Genomic DNA, 21,423 nt, shown 5'->3' on the forward strand with positions numbered 1-21,423 from the left:
TATTCATGACGATCATCATGATTGCGGCTAAATATGATGGACATCATGTAAATGTCAACGGGGCCGACGGAGAATTTTGAAATGAAGGTCAGTCGAGAGCAAATGGCGGAGAACCGTCACCGGATATTGGACGCGGCCAGCCGGCTGTTTCGCGAGAAGGGGTTCGACGCTGTCAGCGTGGCTGAAGTGATGAAGGCCGCAGGGCTCACCCATGGCGGCTTCTATGGCCATTTCAGTTCGAAGGACGACCTGATCGCGCAGACCCTTGCCCACGCCCTCGCTGCGGACTCAAGCGGAGGGAGCGATCTTCGCGCTTATTTAGGTTCCTATCTTTCGCCCCGGCATCGCGACAACTGCGCCGGCGGTTGCCCGACGGCGGGCCTTGCTGCAGCCATCCGCCATCAGACCCCGGCTGCACGCTCGGCCATGACGGAAGGCCTACGATCGCAGATCGACCGTATCGGCAAGGCGCTCCCGGAGTTGGATCCGGCAGACAGACGCCGCGCGGCGATCGGAAGCTGGGCAGCGATGGTGGGGGCAGTAATCCTCGCTCGGGCGATCGACGATCCCGCGCTATCGGATGAAGTGCTTGAGCAGACGCATGCCTGGGTCGATGCCGGGATCAGCCAAGTGTCTGCCAGCTAGGTGGTCTGCGGCAGGAGTGCTCTTGTCGAGAGCAATGCGGCTATCGTCCGTGGTTGGGTGGCTATCTTGCAGAATATCGCACCGCAGCGTGCAATCGGCGGGATTGGCGGACCAAGAGGGTTTCGAACTTCCCTGTTGAGGCAATGAGATGGAAGAGCAACTGCCTAGAGGGTTGGGCGAAGAGCTCATCGAGCACGACGAAGCCGAGCCGGCCCAGCTTGCTAAGCAGCAGGGTTGCTCCGCGCTGTTTCTGTCGACGAGTCTCAGGCCCCTGTCAACGCACCGTGGACGAGTGCGCGCAGCTCTTTGCGCACCGGAATGGCGCTTGAAGGCAGCAGTTGCGTGAAGAGAATGACAACCATGTCGTCGACCGGGCTTACCCAGAAGAAGGTGCCTGCCGCCCCGCCCCAGCCATAGTCGCCGACTTGCGCCGAAATTTGTGCCTTAGCCGGATCGAGGACAACAGAGCCCAACAGACCGAACCCGACGCCGTCAAACTGGGTTTCGGCCCAAACTTCGGTTGCCATCGAGGCAAGATCTCCCGGTAGGTGATTGCACGCCGCCAATCTCAAAGTGCGGGGACTGAGGATGCGTTCGCCGTTGATTTCACCTCCAGCCCGCAGCATTTCGGTGAACCGCCAATAGTCGTCGATGGTTCCGACGAGCCCGCCTCCGCCGCAGAACGTATCAACCTTGCCTTGCCGCCACTCCGAAACCTCCGGCGCTTCGCGCAATGCCATGCCGCCAGCCGTAGCCTCATAGAGCGGGGGAAAACGGCTGATCTCAGACTCCGGCACAGAGAAGCCGGTGTCGGTCATGCCGAGGGGCTCGAAGATGCGGGTCGCGAAGTACTTGTCCAGCGTCATTCCGGAAACGACTTCCACGATTCGGCCGATGACATCGGACCCGGTGCTGTATTGCCATTTCGTGCCCGGCTCCCATTCCAATGGCAGCTCGGCGATCCTGCGCACCATTTTGTCGAGCCCACCATAAGCAAGGGCGAGGCCGAGTTTTTCCTTGGCATAAGCTTCACCGAGCAGTCCGGGGTTCGTAAAAAGGCTTAGGCCAGATGTGTGGGTCAGCAGATGGTGGATCGTTATCTTCGTTTTGATGGGCACTGTTTGGTCCAGCGACGTTGCGCCCGGTATCAGAAGTTGCCTGTTTTTGAATTCCGGCAGGTAAGCTTCGACCGGATCGTCGAGATGCAGGCGCGCCTCCTCGTACAGCATCATCAGCGCGACGGCGGTGACAGGCTTGGTCATCGAGTAGATGCGGGCGATGAGGTCGCGCTGCCAAGGCCGCTTGGCTTCGACGTCGGCGTGCCCGGCGCAGTCGAAAAAGGCGAGTTCTCCATGACGCGCGATGAGCACCGCACCACCCGGCCAGCGCCCTGTGTCGGCATATCGCTGCATCCACCGCTTCAGTCGCGCCAGGCTCGCCTTGTCGAAGCCGAGATGTGCAGGATCACGAACCGGTTCGCCACCAAATTGACTCATCGCGCAAATGTCCTGTCGCAGGCGAAGGCTCTTTGGACAATCCTGCGCGCTCCCCGCATTATTGCCAATAGTTGACTGCTTGACCTCCAGTGAAGCTGCAGACGACGTCTGCTCTCAGGAAGCCCAAATGCGATCCCTACGGCAAACTTGCGGCGCCTTGCCGCCATTCGGCCGTGAGCTCGCCCATCGCCGTATCGGGTCAAACGCGACCGTTCCCATAGGTCGCCTGTTGTTCGCTTAAGCCAGTTCGGCAAGCAGAGAATAGGCGTCAGGCCTTGCCGGCACGCCACCATCCTCACCCGATCAGTTTTCCCCGCCTCGCTTTGACGGCGGCATCAGCCCTCGCCTCCATAGCCTTCTCCACCTGCCGTTTTAGCTCGTCCTTGATGTCAACCGTGTCGCTCATCAGGGCGTCGATCTTCAGGAAATCGAGCACGCGGCATTTCGAAACCGCCGGGCGGACCAGGATGTCGGGCGGCATTGCTTCAGCTTGTTGGCGATGATCGACTGCATCATCAGCTGCGTGGCGCCGTCAGGCCGGTTGAGGTCAATGCGTGTCTTTGGCATTGGCATAAACGACAAAGCGCCGCGCTATTTTTCACGAAGCGTGTCGCAGGCAGGCCGCGCGGTTCGTCCTTTGACCAATGAAGGAGAGCGCCATGCGAAAACTTATCGTCACCGAATTTATCAGCGTCGATGGCATAGCCGAGGTCGAGAAGCTGCCCAGTGTGACCTGGAACGACGAGATGAACAGGTTCAAGGAGGACGAACTTGCCGACAGCGGCGCCATGCTTTTGGGGCGCGCGACCTATGAGATATTTGCCGGCTCATGGCCCAAGGAAACCGGAGATTTTGCCGGCCGGTTCAACGCGCTGCCGAAATATGTCGCCTCGACCAGCCTGAAGGCGCTCGAGTGGAAGCCGGCCGAATTGCTGAAGGACTCCCTGCCGGAAGCCGTCAGGGCGCTGAAGCAGGGCACTGGCGGCAACATCTATGTGCATGGCAGCCTGAGCGTCGCGCAGGAATTGCTGCGCCATGGCCTGGTCGACCGCGTCAGGCTGCTCAGCTATCCCGGCGCCGTCGGCCAGGGCAAGCCGCTGTTTCCAGTCGGCGAGCCGATCTCGCTCGAACTGGTTTCCGCCAAGCCATTCAACAACGGCGTGGTGGCGCTGGAGTATGCGCCGGTGGCGGCGAAATCGTAAATCGGTTAGCGCTACTTTCCTTGCAGATCGAGGCGGCACGCCACCATTTTCACCCGATCAGCTTTCCGCGCCTCGCTTTGACGGCAGCGCCAAGCCGCGCCTCCATAGCCTTCTCCACCTGCCGCTTCAGCTCGTCCTTGATGTCAACCGTCTCATTCATCAGGGCGTCGATCTTCAGGAAATCGAGCACGCGGTATTTCGACACCGCCGGTCTGACCAGGATGTCGGGCCGGCATTGCTTCAGCTTGTTGGCGATGATCGACTGCATCATCAGCTGGGTGGCGCCGAATATCAGGTCGACGGTGGTCGGGTGCTTGCGGTCGAGCTCTACCGGCGCGCCGACGACGTCGACGCCGATGATGATGTCGGCATCGTTCTCGATCAGGTCGAAGGGCACGGGGTTGTAGATGCCGCCGTCGATCAACAGCCTGCCGTCGCGCATCACCGGGCGGAACACGGCGGGTATGGCCGCTGACGCCGCCAGTGCCGAGTGCAGGTCGCCATCGTCGAAGACGGCCAGCTTGTGGCCGAAATAGTCCGTCGCGGTCACCTTCAGCGGAATTTTGAGCTCGGCAAAAGTTTCAGGAATGGCTTCGGGCAGGAAGGCCTTCAGGATGCGCTCGACGTTGAACTGGCTGACGCGGACCTGCATGGCTTCGGCGATCGTGCCCGGCCTCGCCCGCCACATGCGGCTCGCCACCTGGGCGCGGCGGCCGAGGATCGCGCGGGCATAGTCGTGGATGTCCTTGCCGGTCATTCCGGCGGCCATGCCCGCGCCCATAATGGCGCCGATCGACGAGCCGGCAATCGCCACGGGCTTGATGCCCAGCTCGTCCAGCGCCTCGATGACATGGATATGCGCCAGCCCACGCGCACCGCCGCCGCCGAAGGCGATGCCGAAGGTCGGGCTCATCCCTTGCCGGCCCCTGCCAGTTTCGGGCCGATGATCATGATGGTCGGCTCTGTGGTCAGCAGCTTTTTCGCCGCCGCCTTGACCTGGTCGAGCGTCACCGCGTTGATGTAGCTCGCGCGGCGTTGCATGTAGTCGATGCCGAGACCGTCGAGCTGCAGCTCGACCAGCGTCGAGGCAATGGCACTCGACGAGTCCAGGTTGTTGATGGCGTAGGCGCCGATCATGTATTTCTTGGTCGCCGCCAGCTCCGCTTCGGTCGGGCCTTCATCGGCCAGTTGCTTGACCACATCGCGGACGATAGCCAGCGTCTCGGCCGCCCGGTCCGAGCGGGTCCCGGTGCTGACGATCAGCGCATTGGCGTGGTCCTGATTGATCAGCGAGGAGTTGACGCTGTAGGCCAGCCCGCGCTTTTCGCGCACCTCCTGGAACAGCCGCGAGGTGAAGGTGCCGCCGCCGAGGATCTCGTTCATCAGCACGGCGGGAAAGAAATCCGCCGCCTTGCGCTTCACGCCGGGATAGGCGAGTTGCAGCGAGGTCTGGGGCAGGTCGTAGTCGACCTCGACATGCTGCGCCAGCTTGGGGTCGATATCGGCCACGGGAGCGAGCGCCTGGTTTTGCGGCAGTTCGCCAAACACCATGTCGAGCTTCTTCTTCAGCGTCTCGGGGTCGATGGCGCCAACCACCGCGACATGCAGGCCGCCGCGCGCGAACACAGCCCTGTGCAGGGCTTTCAGGTCGTCCGGCTTGATGGCGGCGATGCTCTCCCTGGTGCCCTCGTCCGAGCGGGAATAGGGGTGGTCGCCGTAGAGTGCCCGCGCCCATTTGCTCTGCGCGACCGTATCGGGGTCGTTCTCGCCGGCGATGATGCCGGACAGTATCTGAGCCCGGATGCGATCGATCGGCAACTGGTCGAAGCGCGGCTCGTTGACCGCCAGCCGCAGGAGGTCGAACGCCTCGTCGCGCTGCTCGGCCAGCATGCGCATCGAGCCGTAGGTGCCGTCGCGGCTCTCTTCGAAACTCATCTCGGCGCCGGCATCGTCGAGCTTGATCTGGAAGTCTTCCGAGTCCAGCGGCCCGGCACCTTCGTCGAACAGGCCGGTCATCAGATTGGCCAGGCCTTCCTTGCCCGGCGGATCCTGCGTCGAGCCGCCGCCGAAGACGAACCGGATGGCGACGATCGGCACGGAATAGTCCTCCACCAGCCAAGCGGTGATGCCCTTTGGCGAGGTGACGGACTGGATGTCCATCGCGCGCGCCGTGAGTGCCGGCAGGATCAGGAAGACGATGGAGAGGAAGAGGGTTGCGAAGGCGGCGAGCGCTCTGCCTTCTCCCCTTGTGGGAGAAGGTAAGGGCGCGCCGGCGTGCATCGCGTTCGTGTTCGTCATCGAATCAATTCCCCGCCTGTTGCTGCGGCAAGAGATAACCGGTCGTCGACCGGGCAAGCACCAGATAGCGCGCGGCGACGGCCTTGACGTCTTGGGCGGTGACCTTGCCGATGCGATCCGGCCATTGCTGGACGTCCTGCACATTGCCGCCGGTGGCCAACGTCGAGCCGTAGATGTTGGCCATGGAATCCTGCTTGTCGCGGGCAAAGACCATCGACCTGATATAGCGGTCCTTGGCCTTTGCCAGCTCCGAGGGCGTCACGCCATCCCTGACGATGCGAGCCACCTCGGCATCGACCGCCGCCTCGAGATCGACGAGCTTGGCATCGCCGCGCGGCGAGCCGTAGATGGTGAAATTGGTGTCGTCGAGCATGGTGCCCTGGAAATAGGCGCCGGCGTTGGAGGCGATGCCTTGCTGCACGACGAGGGCCTGGTAGAGCCGGCTGCGGTTGCCGCCGCCGAGGATTTCCGCCAGCAGATCGAGCGCTTCCGCCTCGCCCGGCTTGCCCGAATGATAGGACGGCACCACCCATTGGGTGGAAAAGCTCGGCACGCTGACGCGGGCATCGGCGAGCGTTACCGTGCGCCTGGTGTTCTGCTCCGGTTCCACCGGGCGGATGCGCGGCGGTAAATCGGGGCCGCGCGCGACCTTGCCATAGGTCTTTTCGGCAAGCGTCCGCACCGTGTCCGGTTCGACATCGCCGGCCACGATCAGCACGGCGTTGTTGGGCCGGTAGTATTTGTCATAAAAGGCGGTGGCGTCGGTGCGGTTCAGCTGCCGCATTTCCTGCATCCAGCCGATGACCGGGATGCGATAGGGCTGGTTCTGCCACAGCGTGGCGTCGACCTCCTCGTCCAGCACGGCCTCGGGATTGTTGTCGATGCGCGAGCGGCGCTCCTCAAGGATGACGTCGCGCTCGGTTTTGATCACATCGTCGGTGAGGATGAGATTGCGCATGCGGTCGGCCTCGAAGCTCATCATCAGCTCGAGCGCCGACGGCACAACCGTCTCATGGAAGGCCGTGTAATCGTAAGAGGTGAAGGCGTTGTTGGAGCCGCCGATGTCGGAGACGGCGCGGTCGAACTCGCCGGCCGCATGATGGGTCGTCGCCTTGAACATCAGGTGCTCGAAGAAATGGGCAATGCCGGACTTGCCCGGCGGCTCGTCGGCGCTGCCGATCTTGTACCAGACCATATGGGTGACGATCGGTGCGCGGTGGTCGGGAATGACGACGACCTCCATGCCGTTGTCGAGCAGGAAATCCGTGACCTTGAACGTGGCTGGAATCGTATCGGGCAAGACGAGGCTCTCGGCCAGCGCCGGGCCGGTCATGACGAAAGCCAGCGAGGTCGCCAGCAGAGTCCCGCGCAGCCATTCAGCCCTAGATGTCATCAACGGCTCCGATTTCCTTGGCAGACGATAGGCAGGGTATGAACCACAAGCAAAGTGAATTGTTGGCCATCTTGCCGTCAAAGGCGGCGGCAAAGAGGCCGGGCGTCAAAAGCTATCAGCCCGCCTCGATGAAGCGGATCACCGTCTCGCCGTAACTGCGCTCATCCAGCACGGAAAAGCCGGGGCCTGGCTCGAAGGGCGCCACTGCGGCCTCCTCGACCACGCACAGCGCGCCGGGACGGAGCCAGCCGCCGGCCTTGGCCGACTGCAGGGCACGCTCGCCAAGACCCTTGCCGTAGGGCGGGTCGGCGAAGACGAGGCCGAAGGGCGCAAGCGTGCCGGCCTCGCCGAGGCCGGTGGCATCGCGGCGGAAGATCTTGGTGCGGCCGGTCAGGCCGAAGGCCTCGACATTGTCGCGGATCAGGCCGCGGCCTTCGGCCGATTCCTCGATGAAGACGCCGTAGGACGCACCGCGCGACAGTGCTTCGAGCCCGAGCGCACCGGTGCCGGCGAACAGGTCGAGCACGCGCGCGCCGTCCAGTTTCTCCGCAAATCGATGCGCCAGCACGTTGAAGACGGCCTCGCGGGTGCGATCGGTCGTCGGACGGATGGCGCTTGAGCGAGGCGTCGCCAAGGGACGCCCGCGAAACTCACCGCCGACGATTCTCATATTAATCCGGGTCTCATTTCGTCCTGGGACCCTTCGGGCCGCCGCGCGGCCGCTCGCCGCCGCCCGGCTCGCCTCTCGGCCTGCCGAATGGTTTTGCGCCGGCCGGTTTGCCATAAGACGGCTTGAACGACGCCTTTCGCGCCTTGGCGTCAGCCGCCTTGGCGGCGTCGGCTTCAGCCCTGCCCTTGCCGATCGGCCGCGCACCCGGCGCCATCCAGACATTGGCCTTGCGCTGGCCGGGCGGCTCGATCGGCCGCTGCTCACGCTCGGATTTCTTGCCACCGCCGGGCTTGCCGCCAAAACCACCACGAGGCTTGTCGCCGAAGCCACCGCGCGGCTTGTCGCCAAAATTGCCGCGTGGCTTGTCGCCAAAGTTGCGTTCGGGCCGCGGGCCGCGTTCGCCAAAGCTCTTCTCGGACCCTGCGCTTCTGTCGGGACTTGTCGACAACTTGCCCAGCGCCTCGTCGCGGCTGCCTTCGCGGCGTTTGCGGTTCTTGATCAAACCGCCCTCGCCGATCGGACGGCGCTCGACGTCACGGGTGAATTTCGGCCGTTCCGGCTCCGGCTCGCGGACTTCGGTGCGCCGCACCGGCTTGTTGGAAAACGGCTTGGTGACCTCGGCGTCGAAATTGGCGCCGGATTCCTCGACCAGGCGCTCGCCAAGCTGGTCGCGCAGCACCCTGCCCTTGATCTCCAGCACATGGCCCTCGGCGAGGTCATCGAGCTGGAACGGACCGTAGGAGATGCGGATCAGCCGCGTCACATCAAGGCCGAGCGAGCCGAGGATGTTCCTGACTTCGCGGTTCTTGCCCTCGCGCAGGCCGATCGTCAGCCAGGCATTGGTGCCCTGCTCACGGTCGAGCGTCGCTTCGATGGCGCCGTAAAAGACGCCGTCGACGGCAATGCCTTCGCGCAGGCCGGCAAGCGCGCTCTCCTCGACCTTGCCGTGGACGCGCACGCGGTAGCGGCGCAGCCAGCCGGTGGCCGGCAGTTCGAGCACGCGCGACAGGCCACCATCATTGGTAAGCAGCAGCAGCCCTTCGGTGTTGATGTCGAGCCGGCCGATGGTCATCAGCCGCGGTAATTCAGCCGGCAGCACGTCGAAGACGGTCTTGCGGCCTTCGGGATCGCGGTTGGTGGTGACGACGCCGGCCGGCTTGTGGAACAGGAACAGGCGGGTGCGCTCGATCGGCGGGATTTCCATGCCGTCGAGATGGATGATGTCATCAGGCATCACATTGAAGGCCGGCGACGTCAGGGCGCGGCCATTGACCTTGACGCGACCGGCGGCGATCAGTTCCTCGGCATCGCGGCGCGAGGCCAGACCGGCGCGCGCCAGCCGCTTGGCGATGCGTTCGCCTGCCTCTTCGGCAGCGTCGGCGGAACGCGGGCGCGGCCTGAAGCCGGTGCCGGATGCAGTTTGCGGCCGATCGCTGAAGTCGCGCTTGGGACGATCAGCGAAATCGCGCTTGGGGCGGTCAGCGGCGTCGCGCGGCGCGCGGTCGCCAAACTCACGCTTGGGACGGTCGAAGCGCTTTTCGCCGCCCCCTGCCGCTGCAGCCGGGCGGTCGCCACGAGGCGCATAGGGTTTGCGTGGCCCTTCGCGCTTCTCATAGGGCTTGCCTTCGGGGCGCGGGCCTTTGTGGAATGGTCTCTCGGCGCGCGGAGCGCCACGCTCACCGGCTTCGCGCGGCTTGTAGTCGCGTTTCGGCCGTTCGCCTTCAGCCGACATCGGCCGGTCGCCGCGCGGTGCATAGGGCTTGCGCGGCCCTTCGCGCTTTTCATAGGGCTTGCGCTCGCCTTCAGTCGCCATCGGACGGTCGCCGCGCGGTGCGTAGGGCTTGCGTGGTCCCTCACGCTTCTCAAAAGGCTTGCCTTCGGGACGCGGTCCTTTGCTGAATGGCCTGTCGCCGCCCTTGAAGTCGCGCTTCGGCCGCTCGCCCTCGGCGGCCATCGGCCGATCGCCGCGCGGCGCGTAGGGTTTCTTGGCGCCAAAGGACGGCTTGCCGCCCTTGCCGGCGGCGCCATCACGGCCGCGGGGTCCCGCCGCTTTCGAGCCGCTCCTGGCCGGACCCTTCTTGGGTCGGAATTTCTTGTCGTTGTCGTCCATGTGGCCTTTGTCCGTTTGCGCTGCTACAGCGTGGCGCATCCTCTCGGGCGCGCAACGAACGCTGTAGCACTTTGATTTGGCGCATGATCATTTCCGAAAATCGAGTCCGATTTTCGGGTTGATGCGCTCAATAACAGGATCATCAGAGTTTGTCAGGGAAAAGTGGAGACCGGTTTTCCGGCAAGACAAACGAAAACCAAAAGCCGGGGGTGGCGAGGAGATAATAGGAATGGACACCGCGTGAAGCGACCGGATTTCATGGCGATGGCGCTGAAAGAGGCGGAAGCGGCAGCCTTGCGCGGCGAAGTGCCGGTCGGCGCCGTCATCGCCAACGGCGGCACGGTCGTTGCCAGTGCCGGCAACCGCACCCGCGAGCTTGCCGACCCCACGGCGCATGCCGAGATGCTGGTCATCCGCGAAGCCTGCCGCAAGCTGTCAGCCGAGCGGCTGACCGGCCATGATCTCTATGTAACGCTGGAGCCATGCGCCATGTGCGCCGGCGCTATTTCCTTCGCCCGGCTGCGCCGGCTTTATTTCGGCGCCGCCGATGACAAAGGCGGCGCGGTGGTCAATGGCGTGCGCTTCTTCGCCTCGCCAACCTGCCACCACACGCCCGACATCTATCCAGGCATCGGCGAGACCGAAGCGGCCCTATTGCTCAAAGGATTTTTCCAGGAACGGCGCGGCTGAACCGGGCGCAAGGCCGGTCAACGGCAGGCAACGCGGACCGTCGGTTTTTTAGAGCGACGGCAGCCAGTCGAACCAGCCGCTGCCCTTCTTGCCCTCCGCCTCCTTCTTCAGGCGGCGTTCCTTCTTGTACTCGTCCTCGCCAAGCTCGTTCTGCGGCGCCGTGCCGGCTGCGACACGATACTGCACCGGCGGTTCGCTCAGATATTTGCGGGTGTTCGGGTCGCCCTGCTTGCTGTCGGCAAGCCGGCGCTGGATCTCGGCGGCGCGACCCTTGTCTGAATCGGCTGGGCTCCACGCCGGCGGGTGGCTCGAGCCTGAATCCGCCATTGCCTTCTTCACCGAGGCCGGGTCGGTCTGCACGTCGTCGACGATCTCCGACTGGTAAGCCGGGTCGTTCTGGTGGGCGGTGGCGTCGGCGCGCAAGCGGGCGCGGCGCTGCTCGGGCGATTCGGGCCATTCGGCGCTCGCCGTCTCGATGCTGTCCTGCGGCGCCGGCAGCGCTTCCTTCTGGCCTGGCGCCGGTTTCACCAGCGTCGGACGCGGCTTGTAGTCGATCTGCTCCTTGTGCTTCGGCGCGATCGAAAAGGCGCCGGTCAGATCGCCAGCCAGCTGTTCGCCGGCGGTCTTGTCGGTGCCATAGGTCGGAGAGCCCATGCAGCCGGACAAAGCCAGGCCCGATGCGACAAGCGGCGCCAGCAGCGCCAGGCGCGCATTATATCTCTCGGTCATGCCAAAAAGTCCCACTCTAGACAGCCCTCTCGATTGCCACCGGCGTTGTGACCGGTCCCCATCGTCCAAGCACTTGCGACTGAAATCCGGCGACAATTTGTCTTCCGAAGTTTCGCGTGTTTACCTCAACCAGTCGTTAAGGGCAACGCGCGGGCGGTTTTCGCCCGCCCGGCGTGGCATTTGTGCACCCATCAACCTGGCTGGCTGGCCTGTCAAAGCCGGCCAAGCGCCTTCAATTCGTGCAGCACCGCCGCATCGCGCGCCGAAACGTCGGGGAATTCCGGATCCTGACCGACATCCGCGGTGTAGCGCCAGGAGCGTGCGCATTTCACCAAGCTGCGGTCCTCGGCCTTTTCGACCACCACGGCGACACCCCTGACGTCGTCAAGCGTGAAGGCTCCCACAGGCGTTTGCCCATGAGCGATTACCAGATCGCTGGTGATCGCCATCTCGGCCATGTCGACATCCGATATCGCCGCTTCGAGTGCCGCATCGTTGATGGTGACGACCGGCACCGCTTCCAGCGACGACCCAATCACCTTCTGGGCGCGCGCGATCTCCAGCGCGCCGGTGACGACGCGTCGCACCTGCCGCACCTTGCGCCACTTTTCGGCCAGCGCCTCGTTCTTCCAGTCCGCCGGGATTTGCGGGAACTGGTCGAGATGCAGCGAGACGGCGTCAGGATGACGGTCAAGCCAGGCCTCTTCCATGGTGAAGGGCAGCATCGGAGCCAGCCATTTCGCCAGACAGTCGAAGAGATGGCGCACCACTTGCACCGAAGCCTTGCGCTTCACGCTCGAGGGCGCGTCGCAGTAGAGCGCGTCCTTGCGGATGTCGAAGTAGAAGGCCGACAGCTCGACCACCATGAAATCGAGCAGCATACGGGTGATGCGCTTGAATTCGAAAGCGTCGTAGCCCGCGCGCACGACCTCATCGAGTTCGGCAAGCCGGTGCAGCATCAGCCGCTCCAGCTCCGGCATTTTCTCCAGCGGCACCTCCTCGCCATCGTCATGGGCAAGCGTGCCCAGCATCCAGCGGATGGTGTTGCGCAGCTTGCGGTAGGCGTCGATGTTGGTCTGCAGCACATTCTTGCCGAGGCGCTGATCCTCCCAATAGTCCGTCGTCACCACCCACAAGCGCAGGATGTCGGCGCCCGACTGCTTGATGACGTCCTGCGGCACCACGGTGTTGCCAAGCGACTTCGACATCTTGCGGCCGTCCTCGTCCATGGTGAAGCCATGGGTGACGACGGTTTCGTAAGGCGCCCTGCCCCTGGTGCCGCAGCTTTCCAGCAGCGAGGAGTGGAACCAGCCACGATGCTGATCGGAGCCTTCGAGATAGACGTCGGCCGGCCATTTCAGATCCGGACGATCCTCCAGCGTGAAGGCGTGGGTCGAGCCCGAATCGAACCAGACGTCCAGGATGTCCATCACCTGCTTCCACCTGGACGCATCGTGATTGCCGAGGAAGCGTTCCCTGGCGCCGGCGGCGAACCAGGCGTCGGCACCCTCCTTCTCGAATGCGTCCATGATGCGCTGGTTGACCGCCTCGTCCTTCAGCACATTGCCGTCGGCATCTGCGAAGACGGCGATCGGCACGCCCCAGGCGCGCTGGCGCGACAGCACCCAGTCGGGACGTTCCTCGATCATTGCGCGGATGCGGTTCTGGCCGGCGGCGGGCACGAAACGGGTGTCGTCGATCGCTTTCAGCGCACGGCTGCGCAGCGTCGAGCCGTCGCCGAGATCCTTGTCCATATAGACGAACCATTGCGGCGTGTTGCGGAAGATGATCGGCTTCTTCGACCGCCAGGAATGCGGGTAGGAGTGTTTCAGCCGGCCGCGCGCGAACAGCGCGTTGCGCTTGATCAGCTCGTCGATGACGGCCTGGTTGGCGTTGCCCTTCTTGCCGTTGTCGTCAATGACGCGCGCCGGTCCACCCTCGCGGTCCGGTCCGAAACCCGGCGCGTCCTTGGTGAAGAAGCCGCCGTCGTCGACGGCGAACGGGATGGCGCTGTCGATGCCGCGTGCGCGCAAATCCACCGCCGCATCCATCCAGGCGTCAAAGTCCTCGCGGCCGTGTCCGGGTGCGGTGTGGACGAAGCCGGTGCCGGCATCGTCGGTGACATGGTCGCCGGCGAGCATCGGCACGGCAAATTCGTAGCCGCCGCCAAGCCCCTTGAACGGATGCGAAAGCGTAAGGCTTCCAAGCTCTTGCGCCGAAACGCTGCGAAGTCGATCCAGGGTGACCTTGGCCTTGGCCGAGGAGTCTTCGGCCAATGCATCGGCGAAAATCAGCTTTTCACCGGGCTGCGGGCCGAACGCGTTCTCGGCCGCCATTACCTCGTAGAGGCCGTAGCTGATGCGCGGCGAATAATTGACTGCCCGGTTGCCCGGGATCGTCCACGGCGTCGTCGTCCAGATGACGACATGGGCCTGCAGCAGATCGAGCGCTCCTTCCGTCAGTTTGGTCTCGCCCCCTTCGATTGGGCGGACGAGGCTGGCGACCGGAAACTTCACCCAGATCGTGTCGGACTCATAGTCCTGGTACTCGACCTCGGCTTCGGCCAGCGCCGTGCGCTCGACCACGCTCCACATCACGGGCTTCGAGCCGCGATAGAGCTGGCCCGACATGGCGAATTTCAACAGCTCGCCGGCGATGCGCGCCTCGGCGTGGAATGCCATCGTCGTATAGGGATTCTTGAAGTCGCCGATGACGCCGAGCCGCTGGAACTCACCGCCCTGCACCGAAATCCAATGCGCGGCGAATTCACGGCATTCCTTGCGGAATTCGTTGACCGGCACCTCGTCCTTGTTCTTGCCCTTGGCGCGATACTGCTCCTCGATCTTCCATTCGATCGGCAGACCGTGGCAATCCCAGCCGGGCACATAGTTCGAGTCATAGCCGCGCATCTGGAACGAGCGGGTGATGACGTCCTTGAGGATCTTGTTCAGCGCGTGGCCGATATGGATGTTGCCATTGGCGTAGGGCGGGCCGTCATGCAGCACGTATTTCGTACGGCCGGCCGCGCTCTCGCGCAGCTTGCGGTAGAGGTCCATATCCTGCCAGCGCTTGACCAGCAGAGGCTCCTTCTCCGGCAAGCCGGCGCGCATCGGGAAATCCGTTTGCGGCAGATAAAGCGTCTTGGAATAATCGATCGTTTCTTTGGTGTCGGTCATCGCTGTATCGGTCATTGATCTGCCATGTGCATTTGCCCGGCGGCTAAGCAGCTCGGGCGTTGAACTATACTTTTACGCATGTCGTTTTCCCAAAACCGGGGCCACTTTTGGGCGACATGCCTTATGATCTGGAAAAGCGCGAGAGGCCGCGCGCAACATTCCCGGCGGTTCCGGCGACCTTCAGGCCGCCCGGAACACCGGGCTCATAATTCGTATCGTCAGCCTGCAAAGGCGCGAAAAGCTCGTCATGCCCCGGCTTTTAGCGGAGATGAGCGCAGGAATAAAGCGTCTCGTTCGATTCACTTACATCGTGAAATCGAAGCGATAGGTGGTCGACACGCCGATCATGAACTGATTGCGGTCGCCGTGTTCCTTGACCAGGCTGGAATCGGCGGCCGGTCCCATCAGGCGCGAATATTCGCCAAACAGGCTGGCGGTCATCGGCTCGGTCACCTTCCAGGTTATTGCGCCGCCGAGGCCGGTCGATTTCAGGCCGCCACCGGGGTGATATTCGCTAAGGCCCGAGGCCACGGCTTCCTGCGCGTCGACGCCATAGTAGGCGTCGAAGTAACCGGCCGAGGCGAATGAAACACGCGGTCCGCCCGAAATCCTGAGGGTTGGCGTCACATCGTAGAAAGCGTCGGCAGAGATGTCGGCGACAAAGCCGTTGTGAGCGCGAATGCCGTGGCGCAGCTCGGCGCGGGCACGCAGCCAATCCGTCGGATAGAATTCGAAGAAGCCGCCGACTTCGCCGCCCCAGCGCACCGGATCGAGGCCTTTCAACTCATCAGCATTGTCATCGTCACGGGAAAACAGGAATTTGCCGGTCAGGCCGGCGCGGACACCGCCATCGTCGACCAGCGCCAGCGAGATGTTGTCGTTGCGCGAGGTGAAACGTGCCGCCGGTCCGACCTTGCCCAGCGATATGATCGGAGAAGCGCTGAGCAGATACTTCTTGCCGCCCTCGAAGTTCGGCGCCACCATGCCCGTGGCGCCAACTGTCAGATACCAGTCACCGGACAACCAGCTGCCCTCGCCCGCATTGGCAGTGCCCGCCCAACCGACCAGCGCTGCGGCCAACACCAGAGAGATTTTTCCGACCGGACTCATGGCCACTCCACTAACACGACGCACACCGTTACCGATGACAGCTTTGACGGCCGTTTGGTAAAATTTGATTTAAACCCGAGACATCGGCTGGGTTTGCGACGATCCCTCACTGCCGGCCATCGACTGGACGCTGACCGGCGCCGGGACTAACGTCCGGCAGCATCCCGCAGCCCTTGGTGGAGACCGCGACAATGACCCTGAATGGCGACGCCTTGAAAATCGCGATCGAACAGACCCGGACAAAATGGGGGTGGTTTGTCGCGCTCGGCGTGCTGCTGCTCATCTTCGGCGGCATTGCATTCGGCAATCTGTTCATCGCCACGGTGGCTTCGGTCTACGTCGTGGGATGGCTGATGCTGGTGGCGGGCGTCATCGAGATCGTGCATGCGTTCGGGGTCAAGACGTGGGGCCGCTTCTTCTACTGGCTGCTCAGCGGATTGCTCTATGCCGTCGCAGGCTTCTTCGCTTTCAACAATCCGCTGCTTGCCTCGGCGGTGCTGACGTTCCTGCTGGCGATCGCGCCTGGTCGCGTCAGGCGTGCTCAGGGCCTGGGTCGGCTACAGCCACCGGCCGCAACGCGGCTGGGGCTGGGTCGTCGCGGCCGGTGTCATCAGCGCACTTGCCGGCCTGGTCATCGCCATGGGCTGGCCGGTCAACAGCCTGTGGGTGCTCGGGCTCTTCCTGGCGATCGACCTGATCTTCCAAGGCTGGACCTTCATTGCCGTCGGTTTGGCGCTGAAAAGGTAGTGTCCCGTTTGTGCATGATCTGGTCCGAAAACCGGTTCCCACTTTTCGGGATCATCGTTCAAAAGGCTATAGCAGCGTCAAGGTCGGAGAGCGGCTTGACGCCGGCAAGCAGCGTGCGCGCCTCGGCTTCATCGCGCTTCATCTGCGCGACCAGCGCATCGAGCCCTTCGAACTTCACCTCGGGGCGCAGGAAACCGAAGAAGGAAACCTGGCAGATCTCGCCATAGAGGTCGCCAGAGAAATCAAAGACGAAGGTTTCCAGCAGCGGCGCGCCATTGTCGTCGACCGTCGGGCGACGGCCGAAGCTGGCGACACCGTCGTGAAGCGTGCCGTCAGCGCGGCGAAAGCTGACGGCATAGATGCCCTCCTTCAGGGCGGCTTCGGCCGACAGCCTCATATTCGCAGTCGGAAAGCCAAGTGTGCGGCCGAGTTGCTGGCCGCCGACCACCTCGCTTTCGACGGTGAAGTGATAGCCGAGCAGTCCGGCGGCCTCGGCCACCTCGCCCTCGCTCAGCAACCCGCGGATGCGGCTGGACGAGATCACCTCGGCGCCCTCGTCACGGAAGGCGTCGACGAGCGTGACGCCGAAGCCGTGACGCTCGCCGGCTGCCATCAGGTAAGCCGGACCGCCTTGACGATCCTTGCCGAAATGGAAATCGAACCCGGTCACGGAGTGGGTTATGCCAAGGTTCTTTTCCAGCACATCGGTCACGAATGCTTCTGCCGACAGCGAGGCGAAGTCGCGTGTGAACGGCTGTTCGACGAGCGCGGCAAAACCCAGCAGGGACAGGAGCCGCGCTTTCATCGGCGGCGGCGTCAGCACGAACAACGGTATTTCGGGCCTGAAAATCTTGCGCGGGTGCGGTTCAAATGTCAGCACCAGGGCCGGCACCCCGCGCCGCCCGGCTTCAGTCAATGCCCGCTCGAGCACCGCCTGATGACCGCGATGGACGCCATCGAAATTGCCGATCGCCACCACGCCGCCGCGCAGGTCGGCGGGCAGCGGTGCGGTTGCGAGAATGTGTTGGAAAGCTGCCATAGTCACCTACCGCAGTCTGGGAATGACGGCCACCGGACGATATCCATGCTTTTCCAGGAAGGCCGCCAGCCTTGCCGGATCCGGTTGCAGTGCGTCGCCATAGTCGCGGGCATGGATACCGCCGGAGACATAGAGAACGTCGAAACCATTGTCGGCAGCGCCCTTCACATCCGTCATCATTCCGTCGCCGATGGCCAGCACCTGGCCGCGCTCGACCGGCCGGCCGAGAAGCTCCACAACCTCCTTCATGGCGACGTTGTAGATCGGCGCGTAGGGTTTTCCGGCGATCAATGTGCGGCCGCCGAGTTGGGCATAATCGCGTGCCAGCGCGCCGGCACACCAGATGAGGCGTTCGCCACGCTCGACCACGATGTCGGGATTTGCACAGATGAAGGGCAGGTTCCTGGCGCGCAGCCGCCGCAGAAGCTCGGTGTAATCCTCGGGCTTCTCAACCTCGTCATCGAACAGACCGGTGCAGACGACGCCGGACGCCTCGAATTCCTCGACAAGTTCGACGTCGAGACCTTCATAGAGGGTGAAGTCACGGTCGGCGCCGATATGGAAAATCTTGCGCGGGCCCTCGGCGATCAAATCTCGGGTCACGTCGCCCGACGTGACCACCCGGTCGTAGGCTGATAGTGGAACGCCGATCGCGTTCATCTGCGCCACGACATCGGCACTTCTGCGCGGCGAATTGGTGATCAGGACGACGGGGATTTCTACCTCTCGAGCCCTCGCAAGCGCCGAGGCCGCCACCGGGAAATGGCTCTCGCCATTGTGGACCACGCCCCAGACATCGCACAGGATTGCCGAATAGGTCTTCGACACGTCTTCGAGCGAGCCGATGATTTCAGGCGAATCCGCCATGCCATTTCCTTCAGTCATGATCACCACGAGCACCACGGCCGACGGTTCGCCGCAGCCGGTTCGGATTAGCCGAACCGCCCCGGCCTGTCACCCGCTTTCAGCGTGGCCGCGGGAGCGGTAGCGGATGCCTCGCACAAAGGAGCGCGGCGCCAATGTTTTCGCCGCTTCAGAGAGCTGTCACGGCGGCGCATTATTGCGCCGTCGGAGCCGGCATGGTTAACGAACCATCAAAAAGCTGGCCGGCCTTTGAGACATCCAGCAACATGAAATTTAGCATTTTGTCAGCATTGTCATGCCGAAAACTGGCTTCTGGGCAGGGATGCTGAAGGCGATGATCCTCAGATTCGCGCGCGACAGGCGCGGCAACTTTGCCTTGGCGACCGCCATAGCGATGCTGCCGATAATGGTCAGCGTGGCCGGCATCATGGATCTGGTGGGCACGAGCGACGACGCCGCGGTATTGCAGAACTCACTGGACGCGGCTGGGCTCGCAGTCGGCACGAAGTACTCGCCCGGCATGACGGCAAGTAATGTCCGGGCGCTCGGGCTGACATTTTTCTCGGCCAACATGAGCACCGCCGACCAGCAGGAATATTCGGGCAGCGTCTCCAACTTTTCGGCGGCAGCCAGCGGGGACGCGAGCGCCTACTACATCTCGGTTTCCTCCAGCATCAGCCGAGCAAGCTTTATCCGCGGCGCGCCGTCCTGGCCGGCTCACCGCTCCGCCTCGGTCAAACTGGAACCCGGCGCGCAAGCCTGCGTGCTGGCGCTCGATCCGCAGGCATCGGCGGCCGTGAGCCTGCAGGGCTCGACCAATGTCTCGATGACCAACTGCGTGATCGCGGCAAACTCCGATGCGTCCGATGCTGTGAACAGAGGCGGTTCCGCGCTGGTTTCAGCGGGCTGCGTCTCGACCGTCGGCGGCACTTCCGGCCTTTCGTTACCCAACGCCAATCTCACCTGTGGAACGCCGCTCGAACATCAATATGCGTCGTTTGATCCTTTGGCCGACGTCGTCCCTCCTCCCTTCACATTGTGTCTGCCGGTCCCGAACGGGAACGGCAAGACCTACAGGCTGTCGCCCGGCACCTATTGCGACAAAACATTGTCGGGAAACATCACACTTGATCCGGGCGTCTACATCCTGCGCGGCACCGCCATCAAGCCCGGAGGCAACGGTAGCCTGACCGGCCAGGGCGTGACTATATTCCTCATGGAGGGCGCACAGATCTACATAAACGCCAATGAGCAGGTGAACCTTTCCCCGCCGTCCAGCGGCCCTTACGCCGGCATCACCATTTTCGAGGATCGCGGGAACACGTCCGCCCTGACGCTGAATGGCGGCGCAAATTCCGTGATCAGCGGTTTCGTCTATGCGCCTGACGCTCCCATTTCCTACGCCGGCAACTCGGATATGAGCGGCCAAGGCGACTGCCTGAGGCTTGTTGGCAAGACCGTGCAGATGACGGGAAACTCATCCGTCAGAACGGATTGCACGGCCGCTCTTGGAATTCGCGAGATGTATGCCAGCCGCCGCATTACTCTCGTGAAATGAAAGACGCCTCCGAACGTTTGAGCGACATCGTCGGCTGATCCAGAGGCATCGGCAACCAACTGGCGCAACGGCTGGCGCAACCATGCTCTTGCGCGCGCCTGCCGGGACAGGCACATGTTGACCGCTCGCGGGATCACCTACCCACGGCAGGGGAACGAACCAATGCCCGAAACCGCCAACCATCTCGCCTTCGCGCTGGTCTGCCTCGGCATGGTGCTGACGCCAGGCCCCAATATGATCTATCTGATCTCGCGTTCCCTGTCGCAGGGGCCGAAGGCCGGGCTGATCTCGCTCGGTGGCGTGGCGCTCGGCTTTCTCTTCTATGTGCTGGCGGCGGCCTTCGGCATCACCGCGCTGTTGCTCGCCGTGCCCTATGCCTATGACGCGCTGCGTTTTGCCGGTGTGCTCTATCTCCTTTGGCTTGCCTGGCAGGCGGTGAAGCCGGGCGGGCGTTCGCCATTCCAGGTGCGCGAACTGCCAAGGGATAGGCCGCGCAAGCTGTTCGCGATGGGCCTGATGACCAACCTGCTCAACCCGAAGGTGGCCGTGCTGTATCTGTCGCTGCTGCCGCAGTTCATCAGCCCGGGCAAAGGCCATGTCCTGTCGCAGCTTCTGGTGCTGGGCGCCACGCAGATCACGATCAGCCTCACCGTCAATGCCATCATCGCGGTGACGGCCGGTTCGATCGCCACCTTCCTCTCCGGACGGCCCTTGTGGCTGGTCATCCAGCGCTGGATGATGGGCACCGTGCTGGCGGCACTGGCGCTGAAGATGGCGACCGACGCGCAGCGCTGAGAGCGCTTCGTTACATCGGCCTCTTAGGCTGCTGCGCGCGCTCCGGCTCGACCACCTTGCGGTAGAGATGCCAGGTGGCATGGCCGAGCACCGGCATGACCACCGCGAGCCCGGCAAACAGCGGGATCGAGCCGATCACCAGAAGCACGGCGACCATCAGCCCCCATAGCGCCATCTGCAGCGGATTGGTCATGACCGCCCGCGCTGAGGTCTCGATGGCCGAAACGGCGCCGACATCGCGGTCGAGCAGCAGCGGGAAGGCAATCACGGTGGTGGCCAGCACGACCGCGGCGAAGACAAAACCCGCAGCGTTGCCGGCAAGGATCAGCGTCCAGCCCTTGCTGGTCGTCAGCACCTCGCGGACGAAGTCTCCGATCGAGGACGGGGGCCGATCGCCAAACAGGCCAGTGTAGATCGACTGGGCGGTGTACAGCCACAATAGGAACAGCGCGACCAGCATTACCCCGATCACCACGATCGACGGAATCGCCGGCGAGCGGCGCACGTCAAGGGCATGCCACCAGGAAGTGTCCATGCCGAGCTCGCGCCGGCGGCTGATCTCGTAAAGGCCGATCGCGGCAAACGGTCCAACCAGCGCGAAACCCGACATCAGGGGGTAGATGAGCTGGATGGCATTGGCGCCAGACGACGTCCACCGCGTCAGGATCAGGCCGACTATGGGATAGATCAGGCACAGGAACACGTAATGCGATGGCTTTGCCCAGAAATCCTCGGCGCCGAGGCGCAGTGCATCCCAAAGGTCCGACGTGGTAATGCGCCGCACTGCTGGCTGCACGTGCATTCCACGTGCGTCCGCCATGACATGAAAGCCGGCCATAACCTTCCTCCCGTATGTCGGGGCGGTCACCGCCAGGATGGCCGCCCGGAGCTGCCACTTTTC

Annotated in this window: 18 protein-coding genes and 2 pseudogenes; 6 read left to right on the top strand and 14 right to left on the bottom strand. The window is 63.4% G+C overall.

Features of this window, described 5'->3' with window-relative positions:
- Positions 1-81 precede the first annotated feature (81 nt).
- The gene (locus tag NKJ89_RS00280; RefSeq protein ID WP_352598914.1) at positions 82-645 is read left to right on the top strand and encodes a TetR/AcrR family transcriptional regulator; all 564 of its coding nucleotides are present in this window, start codon (positions 82-84) and stop codon (positions 643-645) included.
- A 263-nt stretch (positions 646-908) separates the two neighbouring features.
- Here NKJ89_RS00280 and NKJ89_RS00285 read toward each other — a convergent pair whose 3' ends face one another.
- Both NKJ89_RS00285 and NKJ89_RS00290 read right to left on the bottom strand, forming a co-directional pair.
- Positions 909-2,141: a serine hydrolase domain-containing protein gene (locus NKJ89_RS00285; RefSeq protein ID WP_352598916.1), complete on the bottom strand. Its 1,233-nt coding sequence runs from the start codon at positions 2,139-2,141 to the stop codon at positions 909-911.
- Between the two features lie 295 nt (positions 2,142-2,436).
- Positions 2,437-2,672 (bottom strand): annotated as a pseudogene (locus NKJ89_RS00290) (patatin-like phospholipase family protein); the annotation flags it as partial.
- 128 nt (positions 2,673-2,800) lie between these two features.
- Between NKJ89_RS00290 and NKJ89_RS00295 the strand changes: the two are divergent.
- On the top strand, positions 2,801-3,343 hold the full coding sequence (locus NKJ89_RS00295) for a dihydrofolate reductase family protein (RefSeq protein WP_352598918.1): 543 nt from the start codon (positions 2,801-2,803) through the stop codon (positions 3,341-3,343).
- Between the two features lie 49 nt (positions 3,344-3,392).
- Here NKJ89_RS00295 and NKJ89_RS00300 read toward each other — a convergent pair whose 3' ends face one another.
- The 5 genes from NKJ89_RS00300 to NKJ89_RS00320 all read right to left on the bottom strand — a co-directional run bounded on the left by NKJ89_RS00300 (position 3,393) and on the right by NKJ89_RS00320 (position 9,814).
- Positions 3,393-4,256, bottom strand: a complete 864-nt coding sequence (locus tag NKJ89_RS00300; RefSeq protein WP_352598920.1) for a patatin-like phospholipase family protein — start codon at positions 4,254-4,256, stop codon at positions 3,393-3,395.
- Positions 4,253-5,641, bottom strand: a complete 1,389-nt coding sequence (locus NKJ89_RS00305; RefSeq protein WP_352598922.1) for a M16 family metallopeptidase — start codon at positions 5,639-5,641, stop codon at positions 4,253-4,255. Before NKJ89_RS00305 ends, NKJ89_RS00300 begins: the two co-directional genes overlap by 4 nt.
- A gap of 4 nt (positions 5,642-5,645) precedes the next feature.
- Complete coding sequence (locus NKJ89_RS00310; RefSeq protein WP_352598924.1) at positions 5,646-7,034, bottom strand: M16 family metallopeptidase; 1,389 nt, start codon at positions 7,032-7,034, stop codon at positions 5,646-5,648.
- A gap of 115 nt (positions 7,035-7,149) precedes the next feature.
- Positions 7,150-7,704, bottom strand: coding sequence for a 16S rRNA (guanine(966)-N(2))-methyltransferase RsmD (gene rsmD, locus NKJ89_RS00315; protein WP_031261126.1), 555 nt, complete (start codon positions 7,702-7,704; stop codon positions 7,150-7,152).
- A gap of 13 nt (positions 7,705-7,717) precedes the next feature.
- Positions 7,718-9,814, bottom strand: a complete 2,097-nt coding sequence (locus NKJ89_RS00320; RefSeq protein ID WP_352598926.1) for a pseudouridine synthase — start codon at positions 9,812-9,814, stop codon at positions 7,718-7,720.
- 240 nt (positions 9,815-10,054) lie between these two features.
- Here NKJ89_RS00320 and NKJ89_RS00325 point away from each other — a divergent pair, with 240 nt between their 5' ends.
- Positions 10,055-10,504 (top strand): nucleoside deaminase, encoded by a 450-nt coding sequence (locus tag NKJ89_RS00325; protein WP_352598928.1) that lies wholly within the window; start codon positions 10,055-10,057, stop codon positions 10,502-10,504.
- A 48-nt stretch (positions 10,505-10,552) separates the two neighbouring features.
- Here the strand turns inward: NKJ89_RS00325 and NKJ89_RS00330 are convergent, their stop codons facing one another.
- The 4 genes from NKJ89_RS00330 to NKJ89_RS00345 all read right to left on the bottom strand — a co-directional run bounded on the left by NKJ89_RS00330 (position 10,553) and on the right by NKJ89_RS00345 (position 15,905).
- On the bottom strand, positions 10,553-11,233 hold the full coding sequence (locus NKJ89_RS00330; protein WP_352598930.1) for a hypothetical protein: 681 nt from the start codon (positions 11,231-11,233) through the stop codon (positions 10,553-10,555).
- 212 nt (positions 11,234-11,445) lie between these two features.
- Entirely contained in the window at positions 11,446-14,409 is a 2,964-nt protein-coding gene (ileS, locus tag NKJ89_RS00335; protein ID WP_352598932.1) for an isoleucine--tRNA ligase, read from the bottom strand.
- 303 nt (positions 14,410-14,712) lie between these two features.
- Positions 14,713-15,519, bottom strand: coding sequence for a MipA/OmpV family protein (locus NKJ89_RS00340; protein ID WP_352598934.1), 807 nt, complete (start codon positions 15,517-15,519; stop codon positions 14,713-14,715).
- 146 nt (positions 15,520-15,665) lie between these two features.
- Complete coding sequence (locus NKJ89_RS00345; protein ID WP_352599357.1) at positions 15,666-15,905, bottom strand: hypothetical protein; 240 nt, start codon at positions 15,903-15,905, stop codon at positions 15,666-15,668.
- On the opposite strand from NKJ89_RS00345, the pseudogene NKJ89_RS00350 reads away from it, so the two are divergent.
- A pseudogene (locus NKJ89_RS00350) lies at positions 15,789-16,266 on the top strand (HdeD family acid-resistance protein). The gene NKJ89_RS00345 and the pseudogene NKJ89_RS00350 sit on opposite strands and share 117 nt — an antisense overlap.
- A 58-nt stretch (positions 16,267-16,324) precedes the next feature.
- Here NKJ89_RS00350 and NKJ89_RS00355 read toward each other — a convergent pair.
- Complete coding sequence (locus tag NKJ89_RS00355; RefSeq protein ID WP_352598936.1) at positions 16,325-17,305, bottom strand: bifunctional riboflavin kinase/FAD synthetase; 981 nt, start codon at positions 17,303-17,305, stop codon at positions 16,325-16,327.
- 6 nt (positions 17,306-17,311) lie between these two features.
- Positions 17,312-18,172, bottom strand: a complete 861-nt coding sequence (locus tag NKJ89_RS00360; RefSeq protein WP_352598938.1) for a TIGR01459 family HAD-type hydrolase — start codon at positions 18,170-18,172, stop codon at positions 17,312-17,314.
- Positions 18,173-18,491: 319 nt separating this feature from the next.
- Between NKJ89_RS00360 and NKJ89_RS00365 the strand changes: the two genes are divergently transcribed.
- Both NKJ89_RS00365 and NKJ89_RS00370 read left to right on the top strand, forming a co-directional pair.
- Complete coding sequence (locus tag NKJ89_RS00365) at positions 18,492-19,727, top strand: TadE/TadG family type IV pilus assembly protein (RefSeq protein WP_352598940.1); 1,236 nt, start codon at positions 18,492-18,494, stop codon at positions 19,725-19,727.
- Between the two features lie 162 nt (positions 19,728-19,889).
- Positions 19,890-20,522, top strand: a complete 633-nt coding sequence (locus tag NKJ89_RS00370; protein WP_023762294.1) for a LysE family translocator — start codon at positions 19,890-19,892, stop codon at positions 20,520-20,522.
- A gap of 10 nt (positions 20,523-20,532) precedes the next feature.
- Here NKJ89_RS00370 and NKJ89_RS00375 read toward each other — a convergent pair whose 3' ends face one another.
- Entirely contained in the window at positions 20,533-21,360 is an 828-nt protein-coding gene (locus NKJ89_RS00375) for a DUF2189 domain-containing protein (protein ID WP_023762293.1), read from the bottom strand.
- Positions 21,361-21,423: the final 63 nt, after the last annotated feature.

The sequence above is a fragment of the Mesorhizobium sp. M0047 genome, assembly GCF_040323315.1.
In the GTDB taxonomy this organism is placed as follows: Bacteria; Pseudomonadota; Alphaproteobacteria; order Rhizobiales; family Rhizobiaceae; genus Mesorhizobium.

Bases quoted from the DNA above. Each gene is read 5' to 3' on its own strand.
- NKJ89_RS00360 (WP_352598938.1), bottom strand. From the start codon at position 18,172: ATGGCGGATTCGCCTGAAATCATCGGCTCGCTCGAAGACGTGTCGAAG.
- NKJ89_RS00305 (WP_352598922.1), bottom strand. From the start codon at position 5,641: ATGACGAACACGAACGCGATGCACGCCGGCGCGCCCTTACCTTCTCCC.
- ileS (WP_352598932.1), bottom strand. From the start codon at position 14,409: ATGACCGACACCAAAGAAACGATCGATTATTCCAAGACGCTTTATCTG.
- NKJ89_RS00295 (WP_352598918.1), top strand. From the start codon at position 2,801: ATGCGAAAACTTATCGTCACCGAATTTATCAGCGTCGATGGCATAGCC.
- NKJ89_RS00330 (WP_352598930.1), bottom strand. From the start codon at position 11,233: ATGACCGAGAGATATAATGCGCGCCTGGCGCTGCTGGCGCCGCTTGTC.
- NKJ89_RS00355 (WP_352598936.1), bottom strand. From the start codon at position 17,305: ATGGCAGCTTTCCAACACATTCTCGCAACCGCACCGCTGCCCGCCGAC.
- rsmD (WP_031261126.1), bottom strand. From the start codon at position 7,704: ATGAGAATCGTCGGCGGTGAGTTTCGCGGGCGTCCCTTGGCGACGCCT.
- NKJ89_RS00375 (WP_023762293.1), bottom strand. From the start codon at position 21,360: ATGGCCGGCTTTCATGTCATGGCGGACGCACGTGGAATGCACGTGCAG.
- NKJ89_RS00300 (WP_352598920.1), bottom strand. From the start codon at position 4,256: ATGAGCCCGACCTTCGGCATCGCCTTCGGCGGCGGCGGTGCGCGTGGG.
- NKJ89_RS00310 (WP_352598924.1), bottom strand. From the start codon at position 7,034: ATGACATCTAGGGCTGAATGGCTGCGCGGGACTCTGCTGGCGACCTCG.
- NKJ89_RS00320 (WP_352598926.1), bottom strand. From the start codon at position 9,814: ATGGACGACAACGACAAGAAATTCCGACCCAAGAAGGGTCCGGCCAGG.
- NKJ89_RS00365 (WP_352598940.1), top strand. From the start codon at position 18,492: ATGCTGAAGGCGATGATCCTCAGATTCGCGCGCGACAGGCGCGGCAAC.
- NKJ89_RS00370 (WP_023762294.1), top strand. From the start codon at position 19,890: ATGCCCGAAACCGCCAACCATCTCGCCTTCGCGCTGGTCTGCCTCGGC.
- NKJ89_RS00285 (WP_352598916.1), bottom strand. From the start codon at position 2,141: ATGAGTCAATTTGGTGGCGAACCGGTTCGTGATCCTGCACATCTCGGC.
- NKJ89_RS00280 (WP_352598914.1), top strand. From the start codon at position 82: ATGAAGGTCAGTCGAGAGCAAATGGCGGAGAACCGTCACCGGATATTG.
- NKJ89_RS00345 (WP_352599357.1), bottom strand. From the start codon at position 15,905: ATGCACGATCTCGATGACGCCCGCCACCAGCATCAGCCATCCCACGAC.
- NKJ89_RS00340 (WP_352598934.1), bottom strand. From the start codon at position 15,519: ATGAGTCCGGTCGGAAAAATCTCTCTGGTGTTGGCCGCAGCGCTGGTC.